20 protein-coding genes are annotated in these 22,180 nt (G+C 48.8%); 18 read left to right on the top strand and 2 right to left on the bottom strand.

Annotated elements, in window-relative coordinates; all coding sequences use genetic code 11:
- Nucleotides 1-36 precede the first annotated feature (36 nt).
- The 15 genes from polA to dnaI all read left to right on the top strand — a co-directional run bounded on the left by polA (nucleotide 37) and on the right by dnaI (nucleotide 16,299).
- Nucleotides 37-2,730: a DNA polymerase I gene (gene polA, locus THEAE_RS0102470; RefSeq protein WP_028986407.1), complete on the top strand. Its 2,694-nt coding sequence runs from the start codon at nucleotides 37-39 to the stop codon at nucleotides 2,728-2,730.
- 43 nt (nucleotides 2,731-2,773) lie between these two features.
- Nucleotides 2,774-3,601: a DNA-formamidopyrimidine glycosylase gene (gene mutM / locus THEAE_RS0102475; protein WP_028986408.1), complete on the top strand. Its 828-nt coding sequence runs from the start codon at nucleotides 2,774-2,776 to the stop codon at nucleotides 3,599-3,601.
- Between the two features lie 80 nt (nucleotides 3,602-3,681).
- Complete coding sequence (gene coaE / locus THEAE_RS0102480; protein WP_005583318.1) at nucleotides 3,682-4,299, top strand: dephospho-CoA kinase; 618 nt, start codon at nucleotides 3,682-3,684, stop codon at nucleotides 4,297-4,299.
- Nucleotides 4,296-4,877, top strand: coding sequence for a lytic transglycosylase domain-containing protein (locus THEAE_RS0102485; RefSeq protein WP_005583320.1), 582 nt, complete (start codon nucleotides 4,296-4,298; stop codon nucleotides 4,875-4,877). The genes coaE and THEAE_RS0102485 overlap by 4 nt, the downstream gene beginning before the upstream one ends.
- Nucleotides 4,878-4,981: 104 nt before the next feature.
- On the top strand, nucleotides 4,982-6,043 hold the full coding sequence (locus THEAE_RS0102490; RefSeq protein WP_005583321.1) for a glyceraldehyde-3-phosphate dehydrogenase: 1,062 nt from the start codon (nucleotides 4,982-4,984) through the stop codon (nucleotides 6,041-6,043).
- Nucleotides 6,044-6,260: 217 nt separating this feature from the next.
- On the top strand, nucleotides 6,261-7,187 hold the full coding sequence (locus THEAE_RS0102495; RefSeq protein ID WP_005583322.1) for a phosphate ABC transporter substrate-binding protein: 927 nt from the start codon (nucleotides 6,261-6,263) through the stop codon (nucleotides 7,185-7,187).
- 105 nt (nucleotides 7,188-7,292) lie between these two features.
- Complete coding sequence (pstC, locus tag THEAE_RS0102500) at nucleotides 7,293-8,225, top strand: phosphate ABC transporter permease subunit PstC (protein WP_005583323.1); 933 nt, start codon at nucleotides 7,293-7,295, stop codon at nucleotides 8,223-8,225.
- Complete coding sequence (pstA, locus tag THEAE_RS0102505) at nucleotides 8,222-9,109, top strand: phosphate ABC transporter permease PstA (protein ID WP_028986410.1); 888 nt, start codon at nucleotides 8,222-8,224, stop codon at nucleotides 9,107-9,109. The genes pstC and pstA overlap by 4 nt, the downstream gene beginning before the upstream one ends.
- A gap of 33 nt (nucleotides 9,110-9,142) precedes the next feature.
- Nucleotides 9,143-9,919 (top strand): phosphate ABC transporter ATP-binding protein PstB, encoded by a 777-nt coding sequence (gene pstB, locus THEAE_RS0102510; RefSeq protein WP_005583325.1) that lies wholly within the window; start codon nucleotides 9,143-9,145, stop codon nucleotides 9,917-9,919.
- A gap of 33 nt (nucleotides 9,920-9,952) precedes the next feature.
- Complete coding sequence (pstB, locus tag THEAE_RS0102515) at nucleotides 9,953-10,726, top strand: phosphate ABC transporter ATP-binding protein PstB (protein WP_005583326.1); 774 nt, start codon at nucleotides 9,953-9,955, stop codon at nucleotides 10,724-10,726.
- 53 nt (nucleotides 10,727-10,779) lie between these two features.
- Nucleotides 10,780-11,436, top strand: a complete 657-nt coding sequence (phoU, locus tag THEAE_RS0102520; RefSeq protein WP_005584852.1) for a phosphate signaling complex protein PhoU — start codon at nucleotides 10,780-10,782, stop codon at nucleotides 11,434-11,436.
- A gap of 371 nt (nucleotides 11,437-11,807) precedes the next feature.
- Nucleotides 11,808-12,260, top strand: coding sequence for a transcriptional regulator NrdR (gene nrdR / locus THEAE_RS0102530; protein WP_005584850.1), 453 nt, complete (start codon nucleotides 11,808-11,810; stop codon nucleotides 12,258-12,260).
- An 11-nt stretch (nucleotides 12,261-12,271) separates the two neighbouring features.
- Nucleotides 12,272-13,897, top strand: a complete 1,626-nt coding sequence (locus THEAE_RS0102535; RefSeq protein WP_005584848.1) for an ABC transporter substrate-binding protein — start codon at nucleotides 12,272-12,274, stop codon at nucleotides 13,895-13,897.
- Nucleotides 13,898-13,910: 13 nt separating this feature from the next.
- The gene (locus THEAE_RS0102540; RefSeq protein WP_028986411.1) at nucleotides 13,911-15,365 is read left to right on the top strand and encodes a DnaD domain protein; all 1,455 of its coding nucleotides are present in this window, start codon (nucleotides 13,911-13,913) and stop codon (nucleotides 15,363-15,365) included.
- A 4-nt stretch (nucleotides 15,366-15,369) separates the two neighbouring features.
- Complete coding sequence (dnaI, locus tag THEAE_RS0102545) at nucleotides 15,370-16,299, top strand: primosomal protein DnaI (RefSeq protein ID WP_039944213.1); 930 nt, start codon at nucleotides 15,370-15,372, stop codon at nucleotides 16,297-16,299.
- A gap of 2 nt (nucleotides 16,300-16,301) precedes the next feature.
- Here dnaI and THEAE_RS0102550 read toward each other — a convergent pair whose 3' ends face one another.
- Nucleotides 16,302-16,517: a hypothetical protein gene (locus tag THEAE_RS0102550; RefSeq protein WP_005583895.1), complete on the bottom strand. Its 216-nt coding sequence runs from the start codon at nucleotides 16,515-16,517 to the stop codon at nucleotides 16,302-16,304.
- Nucleotides 16,518-16,663: 146 nt separating this feature from the next.
- On the opposite strand from THEAE_RS0102550, the gene mqnC reads away from it, so the two are divergent.
- Both mqnC and THEAE_RS0102560 read left to right on the top strand, forming a co-directional pair.
- Nucleotides 16,664-17,794: a cyclic dehypoxanthinyl futalosine synthase gene (gene mqnC, locus THEAE_RS0102555; RefSeq protein ID WP_028986413.1), complete on the top strand. Its 1,131-nt coding sequence runs from the start codon at nucleotides 16,664-16,666 to the stop codon at nucleotides 17,792-17,794.
- Nucleotides 17,795-17,861: 67 nt separating this feature from the next.
- On the top strand, nucleotides 17,862-18,650 hold the full coding sequence (locus THEAE_RS0102560; RefSeq protein WP_005583897.1) for a putative sporulation protein YtxC: 789 nt from the start codon (nucleotides 17,862-17,864) through the stop codon (nucleotides 18,648-18,650).
- Nucleotides 18,651-18,678: 28 nt separating this feature from the next.
- On the opposite strand, the gene THEAE_RS0102565 is transcribed toward THEAE_RS0102560, so the two are convergent.
- Nucleotides 18,679-19,314 (bottom strand): hypothetical protein, encoded by a 636-nt coding sequence (locus THEAE_RS0102565; RefSeq protein ID WP_005583898.1) that lies wholly within the window; start codon nucleotides 19,312-19,314, stop codon nucleotides 18,679-18,681.
- Between the two features lie 934 nt (nucleotides 19,315-20,248).
- Here THEAE_RS0102565 and thrS point away from each other — a divergent pair.
- A complete protein-coding gene (gene thrS / locus THEAE_RS0102575; protein WP_028986414.1) occupies nucleotides 20,249-22,177 on the top strand; it encodes a threonine--tRNA ligase in 1,929 nt (642 codons plus the stop codon).
- Nucleotides 22,178-22,180: the final 3 nt, after the last annotated feature.

Consider the following 22,180-nt stretch of genomic DNA (forward strand, 5'->3'; position numbering starts at 1 on the left):
GTAAGATAATGGGAGAGAAGAAAAAGAGGTGTATCGATGAAAAAATTGATTTTGATGGATGGAAACAGCATAGCCAATCGTGCTTTTTATGCCCTCCCTCCCTTAACCAACGGGAAGGGAGAATATACCCATGCCGTCTACGGGTTTACCATGATGCTTCTCCGCGTTCTGGAAGAAGAAAAACCGACGCACCTTCTTATCGCATTTGACGCAGGGAAGGAAGTATTTCGTCATCAAACCTATGAAGCCTATAAAGGAACAAGGCAAAAGAGTCCCGATGAACTGAAGGAACAGTTTCCACGGTTAAAAGAGATCGTCGATGCCTTTCGTATCCGGCGCCTGGAGAAAGAAGGATATGAAGCCGATGATCTGATTGGAACCATCAGCCTTCTCGCCGAGAGGGAAGGACTTTCCACCAAAATTTTAACCGGAGATAAAGATTTCTTGCAGCTTATTTCCGATCATATAGAGGTAGGGCTTACCAGGAAAGGAATTTCGGAGATTGAGTGGTTTAATAGGGAAAGCTTGCGTGAGAAGATGGGGCTAACCCCCGCCCAGATCATTGATCTCAAAGGGTTGATGGGAGACTCCTCCGACAATATTCCCGGCATTCCCGGCGTAGGGGAAAAGACAGCCCTTAAATTTCTACAGCAGTATGGGAGCGTAGAAGGTTTATTGGACCACCTTCATGAATTAAAGGGAAAGATGAAAGAGAAAGTAGAGGAAAATCGCCAATTAGCCTTGCTCAGCAAAGATCTGGCCACCATACGTCGAGATGTTCCGATCGAAATCGACGTCAATGAGCTCGCTTGGTCAGGATACGATTATTCCGCAGTACGGGCGCTTTTTCTGGAACTCGATTTCCGTTCCCTGCTGGATCGGATTCACCCCTCCGTCATGGCATATGAAAGACCTGCTCCGGAAGGGAATCTTTTCATTTCGGCAGCGCAAGGGGATGAAGGAGGGGGAGAAGAGAACGATGCGACGGGGTACCATCTGTTGCAGGCGGAGAAATTACAGGAAGGGGAAGCTTACCTCACCCCTAAAGCGGCGCTCCACGTCGAATTGGATGGCCCCAATCCCCATCGGTCCAACGTCTTGGCCATATCGATCGCCTCAGAGAAAGGGGTTCTTCTCGTTCCTCCCTCTCTCGCGAAGAGATGGGAACCCTTTCGGCGTTGGCTTGAAGATGAAAAGATGGAGAAATGGCTCTTTGATGGTAAGCAAGGGGAGATCGCCCTGGCTTACCTCGGATTCTTTATGAAGGGGATCACCTACGATGCCCTCCTTGCCGCTTATCTTTTAGATCCCACCTCACCTCCGACGGAAGTGGCCGGTATTGCGAGAAAGGGAGGATTACACCTCCCGGAGGATGAAGAGATTTATGGCAAAGGGGCGAAATGGAGACTTCCGGAAGAACAAGTTCTTTATAAGCATGCCGCAGAGAAAGCCTCCGTCCTATGGAAGACCCATGACCTAATCATCCAGGAGCTACATGAAAAGGACCTCCTCTCCCTCTATCTTCAGTTGGAACTCCCCTTAAGCCGGGTCTTGGCCAAGATGGAGTGGATAGGGATTCGGGTGGATCGTGAACGGTTATGGTCGATGGGGGAAGAGTTGGATCAGGAACTGGAAAAAACCACGAAAGAAATTTACCGCCTCGCCGGGACGGAGTTTAACATTAATTCCACCAAACAACTGGGAGAAATCCTTTATGAAAAATTAGGTCTTCCACCGTTAAAGAAAACGAAAACGGGTTACTCCACCGATGCGGATACCCTGGAGAAGCTCCAAGATTACCATGAGATCATCCCGATCCTCCTCCATTACCGGATGTTGGGGAAACTGAAGTTTACCTACATTGAGGGGCTGATGAAGGAGATTGACGAACGGGACGGGAAGATTCATACCACGTTTAACCAGGCCTTAACCGCGACGGGGCGCCTTTCCAGCAACGAACCAAATTTGCAAAATATACCTATTCGGGTGGAAGAAGGAAGGAGAATCCGGCAGGCTTTTATCCCTTCGGAGCCGGGTTGGAAGATCCTTTCCTCCGATTATTCACAAATAGAGCTCAGGGTTTTGGCGCACATCTCCCAGGACGAGAATCTGATCGCAGCTTTCCAGAAAGGCCTTGATATCCATACGGCAACGGCAATGGAGGTTTTTGGCGTGGGGGAGGGAGAGGTGACGCCCAGGATGCGCCGGCAGGCGAAAGCGGTTAATTTCGGCATCGTATATGGAATTAGCGATTATGGTCTCTCGCAAAACCTGAACATCTCGAGGAAAGAGGCTGCCGATTTCATCGAGAGGTACTTCTCCGTCTACCGGGGAGTAAAACGTTATATGGAGGAGATCGTAGCCCAGGCGAGGAAGCAAGGTTATGTGACGACGCTTTTAAATCGGCGCCGGGAACTCCCTGAAATTTTGGACAGGAATTTTAACCGTCGCAGTTTCGCCGAGCGGACCGCGATGAATACTCCCATTCAGGGAACGGCCGCCGATATTATTAAGAAGGCGATGATCCTCCTGGATGAGGAGATGAAACGTCAGCGGGTACGGAGCAGGATGCTTCTACAGGTGCATGATGAATTGGTCTTCGAAGTGCCGGAGGAAGAACTGGAACAGATGACGGAGATGGTGAGGAGAATTATGGAGAACGCCATGGAGTTATCCGTTCCCTTAAGGGTCGATATTCATCATGGTTTGACTTGGTATGATGCGAAATAAAAGAGAAATAAGCATGAAACGATCGAGGAGTGTTATTGCCCAAATGCCGGAATTGCCGGAAGTGGAAACCATAAGAAGAATTTTAAGAGAAAGAATTGTAGGGGAAACCATTCAAGGGGTGGATCTATCCCTGCCAAGGTTGATTCGCACGCCCTCCGAAATCGAGGAGTTTCGTCAAATCCTCACCGGATTAACCTTTCAAGATGTAACCCGAAGAGGGAAATATCTTCTCTTTCACCTTTCTCCTTTCCTGCTCATCTCCCACTTGCGCATGGAGGGAAAATATTCATTGCACCCTATGGATGATCCGGTGGAGAAGCATACCCACCTCATCTTTCGTTTAACCTCCGGAAAGGAATTGCGTTATCAAGATGTCCGCCAATTCGGCACGTTTGACTTAATTCCGGAAGGAGAGATCGAGAGGATACCGGGGTTAGCCCGATTGGGAATCGAACCCCTCACCCCTGCCTTTACCCTGGATGCTTTTAAGGAATTGCTCATGTTGCCATCGAAGAGAAGCATTAAGGCTTTTCTTCTCGACCAAAAGAAGGTGGCGGGGCTTGGAAATATCTATGCCGATGAAGCCCTCTTTCATGCGGGGATTGACCCGGAACGTCCGATTCGAGATCTAACGGCAGAAGAGATCGAGAAGCTCTACACAAGTATTGAAGATGTGATTCAAAAGGGGATTCAAGCCGGCGGAGCTACGGTTCGTACCTATCGGAACTCGGACGGAGAGATGGGGTATTTTCAGCTGCAGATCTCTGTTTACGGGCGAGAAGGAAAACCCTGCCCATCCTGTGGCAGCCCTATTGTAAAGAAAGTGGTGGCCGGCAGGGGGACTCACTATTGTCCCGGTTGTCAGAAATAAGGACTTTTAGGCCCATCGGTGGAAAACGGTGAAAGAAGGTTTGAAACCACCCCTTCGTGAGGAGGAGGCGAAAAATTCAGATGGGGAGCGAAAATGCGATGATCATTGGACTTACAGGGGGAATTGCTACCGGAAAGAGTACGGTATCTGCCCTGCTCGCCTCACGGGGGGCCTATCTCATCGACAGTGACCAGATTGCCAGGCAGGTGGTTGAGCGGGGAGAGCCTGCCTACGAGGAGATCGTCAAGCATTTTGGGAAGCAAGTCCTCCTTCCCGATGGACAGATCGACCGAAAAGAATTGGGTCGAATCGTCTTTGCTAATCCGGAAGAACGGGCAATCCTTGAAAAAATCACCCACCCCCATATTTTCAGGGAGATCAAAAAGAGGATTGAAGTGGCGAAGGCGGAAGGGAAAAAATTGATATTTCTCGATGTTCCGCTTCTCTTCGAAACAGGACTTGATCGGCAGGTGGATCTCACCCTCCTCATTGATACCGATGAGAGAATTCAGTTGGAAAGGCTCATCAAAAGAGACCAACTCTCTCGGGAAGAAGCAGAAAGAAGAATTGAAGCGCAAATGCCGATGGGGGAAAAGAGGAAGAAAGCCGACTATATCCTGTCGAATCGTGGGAGTATAAAGGAATTGGAAGAAGAAGTGGAAAGATTTTTAAAATGGGTGGAGGAAAAGAGAGGATGAAAGCATATCTATGGAAACCGGCCCTTCTTCTTCTCCTCTTCCTCCTTATGTTCACTTTTCAATCCCAGGGAATCTGGAGATGGATGTATCCCATTTATTATCCGGGAGAGGTTAGGCAGGCCGCCGAAAAATATCGGATCAATCCCAATTTGATCATCGCCATCATCCAGACGGAAAGCCGGTTCCTCCATGGGAGAAATTCTGCAAAAGGGGCGGTCGGCCTTATGCAATTGATGAAGGAGACGGCCGATTGGATCGTGGATCAGGGAGGATTTGAGAATAGGAAAAAGGATTTTCTCAACGATCCTAAGGTAAACATTGAATTGGGAAGTTGGTATCTACGATACCTCCTGAACCTTTATGGTGGAAATCTGGTGCTTACCATAGCCGCTTATAACGCGGGTCCAGGAACTGTTTCCAATTGGCTTCAAATGGGCATCTGGAATGGAGAATATGCCACCATTAGCCGAATTCCTTATGGGGAAACACGTCATTATATCCAACGGGTTCTCTATATCTTTGAACGGTACGAACAGACCTATAATCAAAATTTTTGGGACAGCGTAGAGTACAAGTAATTTTTTTTTTGAAATAAGCGTTGTATAATTGAAAATAATGTTATACTTATTATAATATAAGTACTAATAAGTATGTAATAAATCGGGGGAGTGAGAGATTAAGAATGACCAAATTGGCGATTAACGGATTTGGCCGCATTGGTCGCATGGTCTTTAGAAGGTTGGCTGGAGAAGAGAATTTTGAAGTGGTTGCCATCAATGCCAGCTATCCTCCTGAAACGTTGGCCCACCTGCTTAAATATGATTCCGTTCATGGCACTCTGGCTGCGGACGTGGAAACAGGGGAAGATTGGATTTCGGTAAACGGAAAAAAGACGAAAATCATCGGGGAACGAAATCCTGCCTTTCTCCCATGGAAAGAGTTTGGAGTGGAAATCGTGGTTGAGGCAACCGGGAAATTTAATCATCGGGAAGGTGCCTCTTTGCATTTGGAAGCGGGTGCGGAGAAAGTGATTCTTACGGCACCGGGAAAGGACGAGGATGTCACCATCGTCATGGGTGTTAACGAAGGGATGTATAACCCAAAAATTCACCGCATTATTTCCAACGCCTCCTGTACCACAAACGCCCTGGCTCCCGTAGTAAAGGTGATTCACGAAACGTTTGGAATCCACTCGGGGATGATGACGACGGTTCATTCCTATACCAATGACCAGAGGAACCTGGATAATCCCCATAAAGATCTGCGCAGGGCTCGAGCGAGCGGATTATCCATCATCCCAACCACTACAGGAGCTGCCAAAGCGATTGGAAAAGTACTTCCGGAATTAAAGGGAAAATTAAATGGGATCGCCCTGCGGGTTCCCACTCCCAATGTCTCTTTGGTCGATTTGGTGGCAGAAGTTGATCGCGAGGTGACTCCGGAAGAAGTGAATGAAGCCCTGCGCGTCGCTTCCGAAGGGGAGTTAAAAGGGATTTTGCAAGTGAGCTTTGAACCCCTCGTCTCCAGCGATTATAATGGGAATTCCCATTCCGCCATTGTGGATGCTTTATCCACCATGGTTTTAGGCAAGAGTGTGAAAATTTTCGCATGGTATGACAACGAGTGGGGCTATTCTTGCAGGGTCGTAGACTTGCTTAACTATATCGATCGCTTTTTTCGCTCTCCCCGGCAAAGAACGGACGAAGTTTATCACCTGTTGCAGGCTGGGGGAGAATCGGCTTAAGGGATCAAACAAGCGCTGAAAAGGCGGACTTCCTCGTGTCCGCCTTTTTTACGTTAATAAATCGGAAAATGAAGGGAAAAATACGATAAACTTGTAGTGGCGCTTGTCGAACTTTACAATATCTTAACATTTGCTTCATATCAAATTGACAATTCTCAAGTATAGTATCACATGTGAGGCAATCTTGAGCCTTAAAAATCAAGGAGGTCAGTTTGAAATGCAAAATTGGAAAAAAGGCTTCATGTTTGTTGTTGTTATGGTATTAGCATTCTCCCTAATCGTTGGTTGTGGTTCCGGGAATCAGACACAAGGCGGAACCACCACGGATAACAACCAACCGGCCGACAATGCTCAAACGACCATCGAAGGTTCCATCACCGCTGTGGGTTCATCCGCACTTCAACCCCTCGTTGAAAAAGCGGCCCAAGATTTCATGGCGAAAAATCCCAAGGCGAAGATTCAAGTGCAAGGCGGCGGCAGCGGGACCGGGCTTTCCCAAGTCGCTCAGGGGGGAGCCGACATTGGGAACTCCGATATCTTCGCTGAAGAAAAGAGCGGAATTCCTGCCGATCAGTTGGTAGATCACAAGGTAGCCGTTGTAGGGATGGCGGCTGTGGCCAATCCGGATGTAGGCGTGGATAACCTGACCACCCAACAATTGGTGGATATCTTCACAGGAAAGATCACCAACTGGAAAGAGGTAGGAGGAAAAGACCAGGCCATTACCCTCGTAAATCGTCCGGCCAGCTCCGGTACGCGTGCTACGTTTAAGAAATATGCCCTTGGTGGTGTGGAAGAGGCGAAAGGGATTGAAGAAGATTCCTCCGGTACGGTTCGCAAAATTATCGCTGAAACCCCCGGCGCGATTGGGTACTTAGCCTTCTCATACCTGGATGGCTCCGTCAAACCGCTAAAATTGGATGGGGTAGAACCGACCAAAGAAAATGTGGTGACCAATGACTATAAGGTTTGGGCGTATGAGCATATGTATACCAAAGGTGAACCCCAGGGATTGGCGAAGGCCTTCTTAGAATATATCCTCTCCGATGAGGTGCAAAAGGGAGCTGTCGTCGATGGGGGGTATATTCCTGTAACCGATATGAAAGTGGAGCGGGATGCCCAAGGAAATGTGACACAAAAATAAATTGTCTACCGATGGCGAAAGAGATATAATAATATCGAATCAATTGAGGGGTAGGCGCCCCGTGGGCGCTACCCCTACCCTTATGTATATGGAAGGAAGTGTCATATGGAAGATAAGGTACAGGGCATCGACCTTACCAAAAAACGGGGGAGCATCGTTTTTTTCGACAAATTGGGCTTTTCTCTCACCTTTATCAGCGCTATTATCCTGATCATCACCACCGCATCCATTTACATCTTTGTCGCCTCAAAAGGATTTGCCACGTTCTTCGTAAACGGTGTGAATATCATCGATTTTCTCACCGGAACGGAGTGGAATCCTCTCCGCACTGCGGAGGAAGGAGGTCCCCTCTACGGCACTTTTCCTTTTATCTTCGGATCTTTTGCCGTAACTTTCATGGCGGCGCTTATAAGCGCTCCGTTGGGAATTGGAGCGGCCGTTTTTATGACCGAGATTGCTCCATCCTGGGGACAGAAAATTTTACAACCTGTGATTGAATTACTCGTCGGGATCCCCTCCGTGGTTTATGGGTTTATCGGATTAACCTTGGTCGTCCCTTTTATCCGAAACTACGTGGGTGGATTGGGTTTCGGACTTTTGGCGGGAACCATCGTCCTAGCCGTCATGATTCTTCCTACCATCACTAGCATTTCCGTTGATACCCTTCGTGCCGTCCCCCGGGAGATGAAGGAGGGTTCTTACGCCCTGGGAGCGACACGCTGGCAAACCATCTACAGGATCCTCTTCCGCGCCAGCATCCCCGGTTTTATCACCGCCGTCGTCTTCGGCATGGCCCGGGCATTCGGAGAGGCTTTGGCGGTACAAATGGTATTAGGGAATGCGCCCCTCATTCCGAAGGATTTAGTCTCTCCAGCCTCAACCATCACCAGCATCATCACCATCAACATGGGACACACGGTGAGCGGATCTGCAGAGAATAACGTGCTCTGGTCCCTCGCGCTGCTTCTTTTGGCCATGTCGGCACTCTTTATCTTTGTCATCCGTATGATTGCCAAAAGGAGGAGGTTTACCTCATGACGGCAAAAATGGCCGACCGCATTGCTACCGTTCTATTTGTTCTCATCGCATTGATCATCGTCCTTCTTCTCGCGGGATTATTGGGATACATTTTGGTGAAGGGACTGGCGGTCATCAATTGGAAGTTCATCACCACCCCTCCTAAATTTATGCAGGCCGGTGGCGGTGTAGGGCCGCAATTATACAATTCGATTTATCTGCTTATTTTGACGACCATCATTACAACCCCCGTTGGAATGGGGGCAGGGATCTATTTGGCCGAGTATGCCAAACCGGGACGACTCACTCATTTTTTGCGCACCAGCATCGAGATTCTCTCCTCGCTTCCGTCTATCGTGGTCGGTTTATTCGGACTCTTGCTTTTTGTCAACTACACAGGATGGGGATATACCCTCATGGGCGGTGCGTTAGCCTTATCCATTTTTAATCTTCCTCTCATGGTCCGCATTACGGAAGATGCCATCTCCGCCGTTCCCAGGGAACAGAAGGAAGCTGCTTTAGCTTTAGGCCTTACCCACTGGACCACCATCACGAAGGTGCTTATTCCCTCCGCTCTTCCCGGGATTATTACCGGAACGATTTTGGCGTCGGGGAGAGTTTTTGGCGAAGCTGCAGCCCTCTTATATACCTCCGGAATGAGCACCCCTGCCCTTGATTTTTCCAATTGGAACCCATTCTCTCCGGATTCGCCGTTAAATCCGTTCCGCCCCGGTGAGACCTTGGCGGTCAACATTTGGAAGATCAACAGCGAGGGACTGGTCCCCGATGTGAAAGAGATCGCAAGCGGCGCCTCCGCTCTTCTTGTTTTGGCAATCTTGGCCTTCAATCTTTTGGCCAGGGCGTTAGGCAGCTTCCTCTACCGAAAGATGACCTCGGTAAAGTAAACGTTGGCAGAATATATATAGACGGGTGATTTCATGACGGACCACCAAGAAACCATACGCTATCCCATCGAGACCCGGGATTTACATGTTTATTACGGAGAAAATCACGCGGTGAAGGGGATTAGCCTCCAATTTCAAAAAAATAAAGTAACTGCCCTGATCGGTCCTTCCGGATGTGGGAAATCTACTTACATCCGCTCACTCAATCGGATGAATGATGTGATTCCCACCGTACGAACCGAAGGGGAGATCTTGGTTGACGGGATCAACCTGAACCGCCCCGACATTGATGTGAGCAATCTGCGAAAGAAAGTTGGAATGGTTTGGCAGAAGCCAAACCCTTTTAACAAATCGATTTACGAGAATATCGCGTTGGCTCCACGCTTCCACGGGGTGAAAGGAAGAAAGAAGCTAGATGAGATCGTGGAGCGAAGTTTGGTAAAAGCCGCCCTTTGGAATGAAGTAAAAGATCGCCTTCATGAATCGGCCCTCTCTCTCTCCGGGGGGCAACAGCAGCGGTTATGCATCGCCCGTGCTCTCGCCATAGAACCGGAAATTTTACTCCTTGATGAACCTGCTTCCGCTCTGGATCCCATTTCCACCAGTAAAATTGAAGAGCTGATCTATGAATTGAAGAGAAATTATACCATCATTATCGTCACCCACAATATGCAACAAGCAGCTCGCATTTCCGATTATACCGCCTTCTTTTTAAACGGGACGCTCGTGGAATATAATCGGACGGATCAAATCTTTACCAACCCGCAAAAGAAAGAAACAGAGGATTATGTGACAGGACGATTTGGTTAATCCTTAAGATCTGAGATGAGGGGATAATGAGGGATGACCTTGACGACGGAGAAGAAAACGATCATTAAAGTGAATCATCTAAACCTTTTTTACGGCACCAACCAGGCTCTCTTCGATATTACGATGGATATGGAAGAAAAACAGGTGGTCGCTCTTATCGGACCGTCCGGCTGCGGGAAATCCACCTTTTTGCGGACGTTAAACCGGATGAACGACTTAATCCCCAATGTCCATATTGAAGGCGATGTCGTCATCCACGACTTGAACATTTATGGCCCTCAAGTGGATGTCGTCGACCTGAGAAAGAGGGTGGGAATGGTTTTCCAGCGTCCCAATCCTTTTCCCTTATCGATCTTCGATAACGTCGCCTATGGCCCCCGGATCCATGGGCTTAAGGATAAAAAGAGATTAAGTGAGATTGTGGAACGAAGCTTAAGGCAAGCCTTTTTGTGGGAAGAGGTGAAAGACCGTCTTCATGCACCGGCCACAGGGCTGTCCGGCGGTCAACAGCAGAGACTGGTCATCGCCAGGGTTCTGGCCGTTGAACCGGAGATTGTCCTGATGGATGAACCCACCTCCGCCTTAGATCCGATCTCCACAGCGAAGATTGAGGAATTGTTGCAGGATCTAAAGAAAGATTACACCATCGTCATCGTCACTCATAATATGCAACAGGCTGCCCGCATCTCCGACCGGACCGCTTTCTTCCTAAACGGCGTCCTCATTGAGTATGATACGACGGAGGAAATTTTTCAGAATCCTAAGCAACAAAAAACGGAGGAGTATATTACAGGAAGATTTGGATGAGCTGACGCAAATCCATCGTTTCATCTAAAACGGCAAAAAGGGGGGACCTGGGTGTGGCTCCAAGGACGGCCTTTGAAGGAAATTTAAAGGATATGAAGGAAAAATTGCTCACGATGAGCGGTTTGGTAGAACAAATGTTGACAGAGGCTTTTGATTCTTTAAACCGGGGAGACCTGGAATTGGCGGAAAAAGTTCTCCTAAAGGATCGGGAGATTAACCAACTGGATGATGAGATTAATAATGAAGCGATCCATCTTTTCGCCACACAGCAACCGGTGGCAAAAGACTTGCGTAAATTGCTGACGGCTATAAAAATTTCCACCGAATTGGAAAGAATGGGCGATTATTCCGTGGATATCGCCAAGATCGCCATCCGGCTAAATGGAGAGCGTCTTATCAAACCGCTGATCGACCTCAAGAAAATGATGGATATCTCCATCGGAATGGTAAAGGATGGGATTGAAGCCTATCTTTACGAAGATGTGGAAAAGGCTCGGAATATGGCGGAACGGGATAATGAAGTGGACCGCCTCTTTGGAACGATCGTTCCGGAATTGCACCTCCTCGTCGGCGAAAACAAGGCCTACGTGGATCAGACCACCTCACTCGCCTTTGTTGCCCGCTATATCGAGCGGATTGCCGATCATGCAACCAATATTGGGGAGATGGTCGTTTATCTGGTTACGGCACATAAGCCGGATTTAAATTAGGGGGGAGCATTTCTCTCCATCATCATCGTAAGGAAAAGAGCCGCTAGGGAGCGGCTTTTTTCACATCGATCGAGAAGACGCCCGTGATCCGGTCCCCACCTGAACTTCTCTTCTTCGGTGTTAAACTCCCTCAAGGAGGGAGAGATCTCTTATACCGTACTCCCATCACCTCTTATGCCTATTTTCCGGTTTTCTATGTCTTTTCCTTCACTTGATCGAGATCAACTTTTCTCCCTTTCTTTAAGGTCTTTACGGGGAACTTTTACCCTGATCCCCCAAAAACTTTCTCATGGTTTTAGAGTCAAGGAACTTCACCTCTCCAAGCGGGAGTATGATATAATAAGATCGACAAAATATAGAGGAGTTTGCCGATGCGTTGCCCTTTTTGTGATCATCCGGATTCCCGCGTTCTTGACTCCCGGCCGGCCGACGAGGGTAGGTCGATCCGCCGCCGGCGGGAATGTACGGCCTGCCTCAGGAGATTTACCACCTTTGAGCGGGTGGAAGAGATCCCGCTGATGGTGATCAAAAAGGATGGAAGCCGGGAAGAATTTAGCAAGGAGAAGATCATCCACGGGTTGATTCGGGCCTGCGAAAAACGGCCTGTCTCCATGGACACCCTTCAACATATTGCCGACGAGGTAGAACGGGAGATGCGCAATACCGGTCTCTCTGAAGTGGAGAGCAGACGAATCGGGGAGGCGGTGATGGAGCGCCTCATCGAGGTGGATGAGGTGGCGTATGTACGCTTTGCCAGCGTCTATCGCCAGTTTAAAGATATCAGCGTCTTCCTGAAGGAATTAAACCAGCTATTACAAAAATAAGGAGAGAGACCATGGCAGTGCAGCGAAAGAACCTCCTCCTCCTCTTCGCACTTTTTTTTCTCCTCTTATCCGGATGTACGGTTGGTTCATACCGTCTTGACGAAGAGAAAAACCCCTCGAATCAACGGGTAGGTGTGAATACAGAGCCGGTAATCGGTGGTGAGTTGCTCTACCAAGCCCTCGCTTTGCCTGAATGGAATCCCTTAAAATGGCTTGAAGCGACGGATCAACTGAATTTTGCCGAGCGACTCGTCTATCGTGGTCTTTTTACCTATACCGCCGAGGGCGATTGGAAGGGAGACCTGGTGGATCAGTTTTCACTGGAAGAAAACGGAGAGAAAAAAATTCTCCATTTTACACTGAAAAAGGACGCGAAGTGGCAGGATGGTTCTCCCGTCACCTTCGCAGACGTCCAATTTACACTGGAGACCTATTTAAACCCTTTCTTCTACGGAGCGTGGAAACAGGATCTTTCATATATTGACGGGACCTCCCTTTATCGAAGCGGCAAGACGGCCCATATTGGCGGCATCCGCCAAGGAAAGGATGGGGAGATCCTGATTGACGTGACCTCGCCAACCTCTTCCTTCTACCATGCTTTAACCGCTCCCCTCTTGCCGGCCAAGAGTCTCTCCGGAAAAAGCCCCGAGGAGATTCAGGAGATGGCCCAAAAGGGAAAGGTGATGGGGACAGGACCGTTTAAGGCGGTTTCCATCGGTGCAGGGGAATACCGGTTTGAACGCGCATTTTCGTACAAAGAAGGGGGCCCTTATTTAGACCGGATTGTGATTCATCCCTCCCAGGGAAGTGGGAAGAGTGAGTGGGCAGGGATTGATTTGATGGAAGTTCCCCCCTCTCCTGACGCAAAAGCGCCCGAGGGATATAAGGAAATGAGGATTCCGGCTCGTCTTTATGATTATCTTGGATTTAATCTCCAGTCTCCTTCTCTCCGTCCGGAGGTGCGAACAGCCATCTCCTTAAGGATGGATCGGGAAGCGATGGTAAACCAGGCTCTCTTTGGGCAAGGCGTGCCCGCATCCGGTCTTCTTCCCCCCGGATATGGAGGGACCGATGGCTCTCCCACCCCCGATGAAAAGAAGGCCGTCGCGGTGATGGAAGCTTTGGGTTATTCCACGGATAAGCCGCTTACGCTAACCCTCACGTATCCTCAGGATCCCCCTCTGATGGAAAGGCTGGCAGAGGAATTACGAAGAGAATTACAGACGATTCATATCCAACTCAATGAAAAACCCATGCCGAAGGATCAATTTTACGCCTCCCTCTTCTCCGGAGAAAAGATGGAGCTTTTCCTCCATTCTTGGCCCTATGTGGAAGATCTGGGGCTTTGGTGGAAAATGTTCGGAAGGGAGCATGATGTGGAAAATCTGGGGTTGAACGTTTACCACTATGGGGATGCTGAGGTCAGTACCCTTTTGCAAACGATCTATCGGACCGCTCCCTTCGCCCTCTCAAAAGAAAAGGTAAAGGAGGCGGCAGCAAAATTGGAGAAGGCGGAATTTCTTCTTCCCCTCTTTACTCCTGTGCAAAAGTTTTGGGTGAATGGAGCCCTCCATGGAGTGAAGATCGATGGGGACGGGAATTTCCTGCAGGTAGAGACGTGGTGGAAAGAGAAGTGAGGAGGAAAAGAGAATGATCGTCAAGGAGCTTCTTCCCCAAACGGTCTATCGATTACGGATGCTTCGCCCTTTGGCAGAGAGCGAACTAAGAGTTATCACCCAATTTTATCTTCCCATCATTCAACAGGAGGCGTACAGCCTCTATCTTTTCTTTTATCATTCGCTCTCTCCCGATCGTGGGGTGGGAGAAGAACAGACGCATCTTTATATATTCCAGATGATGGGAATGGAACTTCCACGTTTTCTGAAAGCGCGAAAACGTTTGGAAGGGGTGGGCCTCCTCTCCACTTATCGGGTTATTGAAAAAGAGGCATATGAATACTTGCTCCGTCCTCCCCTAACCCCTTACGAATTCGTGCAAAGCGATGTGCTCGCTCTTTCTCTATTAAATCGCTTGGGAAAAGAAGGGTACCGGAAACTGAGGGAGAGGTTCCAACTCTCCCCATCCCTCTCCTGGGATTTTGAAGAGAAGAAAGAAGAGGTGACGATCTCCTTTAAAGAGGTGGCTCAGGAACTGATGATGAGCGATACTCCTCCTCAAGTCTCTTCAGAGTCGGTTCAATTTCTGCGCCGATTTGAAGAAGGGCGTAAACTCCCCCCCCTCTCCTCGACGGGGGAACCCCTCTCACCGAAGATCGACTTAGATTTTGAGTACCTGGCCGGATTTTATCCCAGAGAGGAGCGGGATTTCCTCTTTTCGGAGGAGAATAAGGGAAGATTCCTCCGCTATGCGCTTCTTTATGGGCTTGACTCCATGGAGATGGGCCTCCTCCTGAAAGATTCTTACCTGGATGGGAAGAGGGGCTGGGATTTGGTCCGCTTTGAGGAATTGGCCAAAAAGATGAAGAGGAGGGATCAAGGAGCGATGGGTTCCTCCTCGATAAGAGATGCTCATCCCCGGGTGAGTGGGGAGACTCGACCTGTTCAGAGGGAGATGAGGGAACCGAAAAGTGTCGAAGAACACCTTCGCAATTTAAAGTCGATTACTCCCTATCAATTGCTCCGCAATTACCAGGATGGCGGGGAGATTTCCCAACCGGATCAAAAATTGTTAGACTATCTTCTTCACGATCTTGCCCTTCCAAGCGAGGTTGTAAATGTCCTGATCGATTTTATCCTTCTTACCAATGACAACAAACTACCGGGGGCTTATACGGAGAAAATCGCCGGCAGTTGGAAACGGAAAGGTTTTAAAACGGCCGAAGAAGCTTTTACCTTCGCCAGGCAGGAATATTGGCGGAACATGGCGAAGCAATCAGGGATCGCTTCTCCGACGAACGGCAAAGAAACGAAGGAGAATAAAGCGAGGAGAAAAGGGGAGAAAAGGCGTGAGGTTCCCCGATACATTTGGTTGCAGGCCGAACAGGATGCAAAGGCGGAAAAAGAGAGAGAAGAAATGCAACGGGAGGCAACGGTCAATTTGGAAGAGGTGAAACAGTTGATCGATGAACTGGAAGAGAAGGGATGATTGAATGTTTCGCACAATTGGGGAGACATTAAAACTTAATCCGGAAATGGTACGCAGGGTTAAGCAGTCCTACCAGGAAAGACGGGAGGTCCTCTTCGCCCATCCGAAAGTGAAGGAGTGGATGGAGAAGGAAGGGATCTCCCGAGAGCAGGCGCTCTTTTCCCTGTCGGAAATCCTCCACTGGGTGAAGGAAGAGGAGCATTGTGCCTCTTGTCCGGGATATGATGCATGTCCCAATATGTTTAGAGGACATCGCTCCCTGCCCCAGGTGGAGAATGGGCACCTCTACTTCTTATACCGTCCGTGTCCATTACAGCTCCAACAGGAACGGGCGGAGCGGCAGAAACGCCTATTCCGCAGCCACCTCATTCCCCACGATATGCTTTCCGTCAGTTTTAAGGATCTGGAGATGGATGAAGGGAATGGGGAAGCGATTCGGGCCGCCGTTCTTTTCTGCCGTCAATTTTCGGAGAGGAAGGGGAGGGGGCTTTACTTTTATGGAGAGTTTGGAGTAGGGAAGAGCTATCTCATGGGAGCGGTCGCCAATCGATTGGTGGAAGAGGGGTATTCCGTCTATTTTGTCCATGTTCCTACGTTCTTCAGGGAGATTAAGCAGTCGTTGGCGGATCAATCCTTCACCGAAAAGATGAGAGAATTAGAAACATGTGATTGCCTGATCCTTGACGATATCGGAGCGGAAAATTTTACGCCGTGGCTGCGGGATGAGGTATTAGGCCCCCTCCTCCAGTATCGGATCCAGAATGAGAAACCTATTCTTTATACCTCCAATTTAAGTTATGAGAAGCTGGCTGAGCATATGGCCAGTACCGGAAAAGGGGAGATGGATGAGATGAAGTCCCTCCGCATTCTGGAACGGATCCGTTCCTATACCGATGCTTACCTGATGTACGGGAAGAACCGTCGGCGAAAATAAGGCTACAGTTTAGCGATGCGGATCCAGTCATCGTGGTATAGATCATAGGAGAGGTAGAGCCGGTTTCCGAACATCACCTTGATCCAACAATATTCCTTAAGTTCAGGATCATACCCCTGATACAAGATCCCATCCGTTTCCTGACCATAATAGGCAGGCCGGGTGATCCAGGGAATCTTTTCTTTGATCCGTATCGCCATTTTTTCCTTTTCATCCATACGCCCCACCCTCTGCTTCAGATTTCTTTCAACATTAATCTGGATGCCCAGAGGGAAAATCATGACTGGGAGATGGAGGAGAGCTAGGCAATAGAAGTAAGAATGTGATACCATAAACATAATTCAGGAGAGGGGGAGAGGGAGACATGACGAAGATTGATGCCATATTAGAACGGGCCCTCAGAGGGGAGCGGCTTACCTTTGAAGATGGGCTTATGCTGTATGAAAGCGACGAGGTGGAGAAGATCGGCGCAGCCGCCCACCAAATCATGTTGAAGAATCATCCTGAATTTCCGATTACCACCTTTGTCATCGGAAGGAACATCAATTATTCCAATATCTGTGATACGTTCTGCCGTTTTTGCGCCTTTTACCGTCCTTCAGGACATCAAGAAGGATATCTTTTGTCCGATGAAGAGATCCTGCAGAAGATCAAGGAAACGATCGACGTGGGCGGGACGGAGATCCTGATGCAGGGAGGGACGCATCCAAACCTCCCTTTCCAATATTACTTAGACCTGCTGCGAAAGATTAAGTCCCATTTTCCCCAGATCACCATGCACTCCTTCTCGGTGGCCGAGATCTTAAAGATGAAGGAAGTATCTGGGTTGCCCCTGGAGGAAGTGATCCGCCGGCTCCATGAGGCAGGCCTTGATTCCCTACCCGGTGCCGGAGCGGAGATCCTGGATGACCGGACCCGCATGAAGATAAGCCGGCGCAAAGGATCCTGGACCGAATGGATCCATGTGATGGAGATGGCCCATCGGTTGGGGATTTCCACCACCGCCACGATGGTGATCGGCTTCGGAGAGAGCATGGAGGAGCGTGTCCTGCATCTCCTTCGCATCCGGGAATCCCAGGATAAGGCTGTGGCCAGCGGAAAGGTGGGTTACCTCGCCTTTATCCCTTGGACCTTCCAGCCGGAGAATACCCATCTATCCGTGGAAAAGGTGGGACCGGAAGAATACCTGAAAAACCTAGCCATCTCCCGCCTCATGCTGGATAACGTGAAGAATTTCCAATCCTCCTGGGTTACGATGGGACCGGAGGTAGGAAAGCTTTCTTTAAGCTACGGTTGCAATGATTTCGGCTCTACGATGATGGAGGAAAATGTGGTCTCGGCGGCAGCTTGTACCTATAAAGTAAATACCAATCTTATTCTGGACCTCATTCGGCAAGCGGGAAGGGTTCCTGCCCAGCGAAATACCCGATATGAGATCCTCCGCATTTTTGAGGAACATGAACGGGCGGAGAACGATTTCGTGATGCAGAACTAGGAAAACATAATTTGATCCCCTTTTCCATATCCTATCAATAGAGCGAGAGCGATATGGAGGGGGTTTTGTGTTTACCATTTATGTGGAGAAAAATAGGGCCTCCCTGTTGGAAGATCATCTCTCCGGATATCGGCCCGCCGTCCAGGGAGAATGGGCCTATATAAAAGTAAGGGAGTTAAATCATGGGCTTTTTGACGGGTTAACACGGTTGGTGGAGAACGGGTATGAAAAGGTAGAATATCGCGAGATTCTCAAAAAGCAATTTCACTTTGAGAAGGAGATGGAGATCGAAGCCATTCTTAGGTTTCTGGACTCCTTCCTTCAGGGGGAAGATGGGGGAGAAGAAACGAGAAGGACAAGGATGGCGGAGGAGATCGCTCAACTTCTTACGGAGCGGCTTTCCATCCATATGGGAGGGTACTACCGTTTTCGCTGGAGGAAAAGGGTGGAGGCGGAGATCGATTTGCTGGAGCGGGCCATCGATGAATATCTCATGGATCGGGAGTATCAGGAATACGTGGATTTTCTCAGGGAATATACCGAAGGGCGGGAAGCGAAGAGGGAGGAAATTCACCTGGTTCATCGAGGCAGCCGCCATTTCCTTCTCCTTCATCACGACGGCACCCCGATTCAGTTAAAACGGGAGGACGGGGCAGAAGGGGAAAAAGAGGGTTTCGATGAAGAGGATCAGGTTTTTACCGATCTGCTGAACCTATCCCCGAAGCGGATCATTCTTCATACCCGGGAGAGGGATTTTCACTTGGTCCGCACCATCGCCCAGGTATTCCCGGAACGGATTACCTATTGTAACGGTTGTTTTATGTGCGAGGCGGATTGGAATCGTATGCGAACGTAAACCGTCCGGGAATACGATGGGACGTTTTTTATTCACTTTGGGCGTGAATGATCGGAATTGAGTTAAATATTTTCACTAAATCCTCCAACGGCATAGGAAGCGAGCCGGAAATCAATCCATAGTCCTTCTTAGTCCACCAAAAAATCATCCAATTTTCATTTTTCTTAGTAGCGACCGCATAAATGTCCTCATTATTAAGCAATACTTTAGAAACAACCTCTTCTCCTTCATTTGAGAAGATGACTCGATTGGTCCCCGGTTTCTTAAATTTATCAAATTGCTCGTTTGTTAATTCGGTTTTTCGTTGTGTAACGTTATATTGTATCCAATTCGATTCATTGTTTACAAAATAGTTCAATTGATAAGAGGTTCCCCAGGGATTGTTCATGACTGTAACAAGATCTTTAGAAGAAGGCATGGCAGAGGTAGGGATCAGTTCTTCGATTTCCTCTTCCACCTTTGAATAGGAGACCCTCTTTGCCTGATCGACCGGAAGATGATAAACGGCATCAATCTTCCCATTCTGTTCGTTTAAAAGGGTAACACCCGTATCCTCAACAGCATGACTGTGAGTCCCCCCGATCAGAAAGGCGAAAACGAAGCCGAAGGCAGCCAAAGAAGCAATAGATCTTATGAAACGACTCCTCATTCCCAAAAAAACCACGAAAGTAGCCTCCTTTTTTAGCAGGGATCCCCTGTATTTTCATAGTAATCATATAAGAATGTTCTTGAAATGACCTCCTCTCGAATGATATTCCCGTTGTCGTCATAGTACACTTTTAATTCTACCCAATACACTTTGAAGTGATTAAAAATATTACGTTCTCCAGTATATACGTTTCCAATTCTGCACTCGCTTCCTACATAGACGAATTCCTCAACCGTTACATAGTCAACATACGAATCTGGAGTAATAATAGTTTTTCCCGCTAAATTCTTTAGGTCCATTGCAAATGAAGAGACAGGAAAAAGAAGTAACAACAAAAAAACAAATAGTACGAGAGGTAAAAAACGTTTACTTTTCATTTCTCCGGATGCGGTCGAGGAGATCGGTATTTTTGCCGAACTTGCATAGAGCACCTCCTTTCATTGCAATATGGTGTAAAAAACGATGCATAATCTAACACTATTATATAGGCACATCTTCTCTTTTTCAAGATGTTTTTAATATATTTAAATAAATGTAATAATCAAAATATATTTTCTTTATAAGCAATTTGACTTGACGAACGCTTATTGACTTGCGGCATGCGAAAGATTATAATAAGGCAAACGGAACGTCATGTGAAGAAAACGATGAACAGGACATGAGGATGGAACAGGATTCATGAGAGAGTAAGGGTCACAGGCTGAGAGCCCTTATTGAATCTTTCCTTTCTTACCCCCTGGGAGTTGCAGGAATGAACCGATCGTAGTTCCTGCCGGTTAAACCGTTATCTCGTATGAGGGCAGAAGGAGAGCTCTTAAAGAGAGACTCTATTTTCTATTTTTCCTTTTGCCGAAGTTGGGTGGAACCACGGGTAGAATCGCTCGTCCCTTTTGGGGACGGGTTTTTTTATTTCTTAAAAATAGAAAGAAGAAAAAAGGAGTGGAAACAGATGAGCGTATCGGTAAAATTGCCCGACGGGCAGGAGCGTATCTTTGAACAGGAAATCACGTTACAAGATTTGGCCGCCTCCATCAGCCCGGGGCTGGCGAAAAAGGCGGTGGCGGGCATGATTAACGGGCAGATGGCCGACCTAAGCCGAAAAATCCCCGATGGGGCGGAGGTGAGAATCCTGACCCTCACAGATCCGGAAGGGGTAGAGGTTTTGCGCCACAGCACGGCCCATCTCATGGCCCAGGCATTAAAGCGCCTCTACCCAGGGATCAAATTGGGAATCGGTCCCGTCATCGAAAATGGATTCTACTACGACGTGGATCCCCCCGAGCCGATCAAAGCGCAGGATCTCCCTCGCATCGAGGAGGAGATGAAGAAGATTGTAGCGGAGAATCTCCCCATCTCACGCCATGTGGTTCGACGGGAAGAAGCTCTTCAGATCTACGAAAAGGAAGGGGATCACCTGAAGCTGGAACTGATTCGAGAATTGCCTGAAGGGGAGGAGATCAGCATCTATGAGCAGGGCGAATTCTTTGATCTCTGCCGGGGCCCCCATCTCCCCTCCACCGGCAAGATGAAGCATTTTGCGCTCCTAAGCGTAGCCGGAGCTTATTGGCGGGGGGATTCTTCCCGGCCAATGTTAACCCGAATCTATGGAACGGCTTGGCCTACCGAAGAGGAGCTCGAGAACTATCTCCATCAGTTGGAGGAGGCGAAGGAACGGGATCATCGCAAGATCGGGAGAGAGCTGAAGATCTTCACTCTCTCCCAAGAGGTGGGGCAAGGACTCCCCCTTTGGCTTCCCAATGGGGCCAAGGTGCGCCGCATCATCGAACGGTACATCGTGGATCTGGAGGAAAGCCTCGGATATCTTCATGTCTATACCCCTCATTTGGCCAATGTGGAACTTTATAAGATCTCGGGCCATTGGGATCATTACCATGAAGACATGTATCCGCCCATGAAGATCGACAATGAAGAACTGGTGCTTCGACCGATGAACTGTCCCCATCACATGATGGTTTATAAGTTTGAACTTCACAGCTATCGGGAGCTCCCCTTGAGGATCGCGGAATTGGGAATGATGCACCGCTATGAGGCTTCCGGTGCGTTGGCAGGGCTGCAGCGCGTCCGGGTGATGACGCTTAACGATGCCCACATCTTCGTCCGCCCCGATCAGATCAAAGGAGAGTTTGCCAATGTGGTAAACCTCATCCTCCGGGTTTACAAAGATTTCGGCATTAAGGATTACTGGTTCCGCCTCTCCCTCCGGGATCCCCTCGATAAGGAGAAATATGTTCAGAACGACGAGATGTGGGATAAGGCGGAGGGGATGCTTCGAGAAGCCTTGCAAGAGCTTCACCTCCCCTTCGTGGAAGCGAAGGGAGAAGCCGCCTTCTACGGGCCCAAACTGGACGTGCAGGTAAAAACGGCGTTAGGAAAAGATGAGACCCTCTCCACCATCCAGCTTGATTTCCACCTTCCCAACCGCTTTGAGCTGGAGTATATGGGAGAAGATGGGAAACCCCATCGCCCCGTCGTCATCCACCGGGGGATCGTGGGAACGATGGAACGCTTTGTCGCTTTTCTTCTGGAATATTATAAAGGGGCTCTTCCCCTGTGGCTTGCACCGGTACAAGCGGTGGTCATCCCTGTGACCTCTGCCCATGCCGCCTATGCGGAGAAGGTAGCGTCTTCTTTGCGGGAGAAGGGGATGCGGGTTGAGGTAGATTCCAGGAATGAGAAGATGGGCTATCGCATCCGGGAAGCCCAGGTGAATAAGATTCCGTATGCCCTCGTCGTAGGAGATAAAGAGGTGGCCGAAGAGGCGGTGGCGGTGAGGAAAAGGAGCGAAGGCGATCTCGGAGTGGAAAAGGTGGACGCCTTCATCGATCGTGCATTAAAAGAGATACGGGAGAAAAGGTAAAGG

Source organism: Thermicanus aegyptius DSM 12793 (assembly GCF_000510645.1).
Lineage (GTDB): Bacteria > Bacillota > Bacilli > Thermicanales > Thermicanaceae > Thermicanus > Thermicanus aegyptius.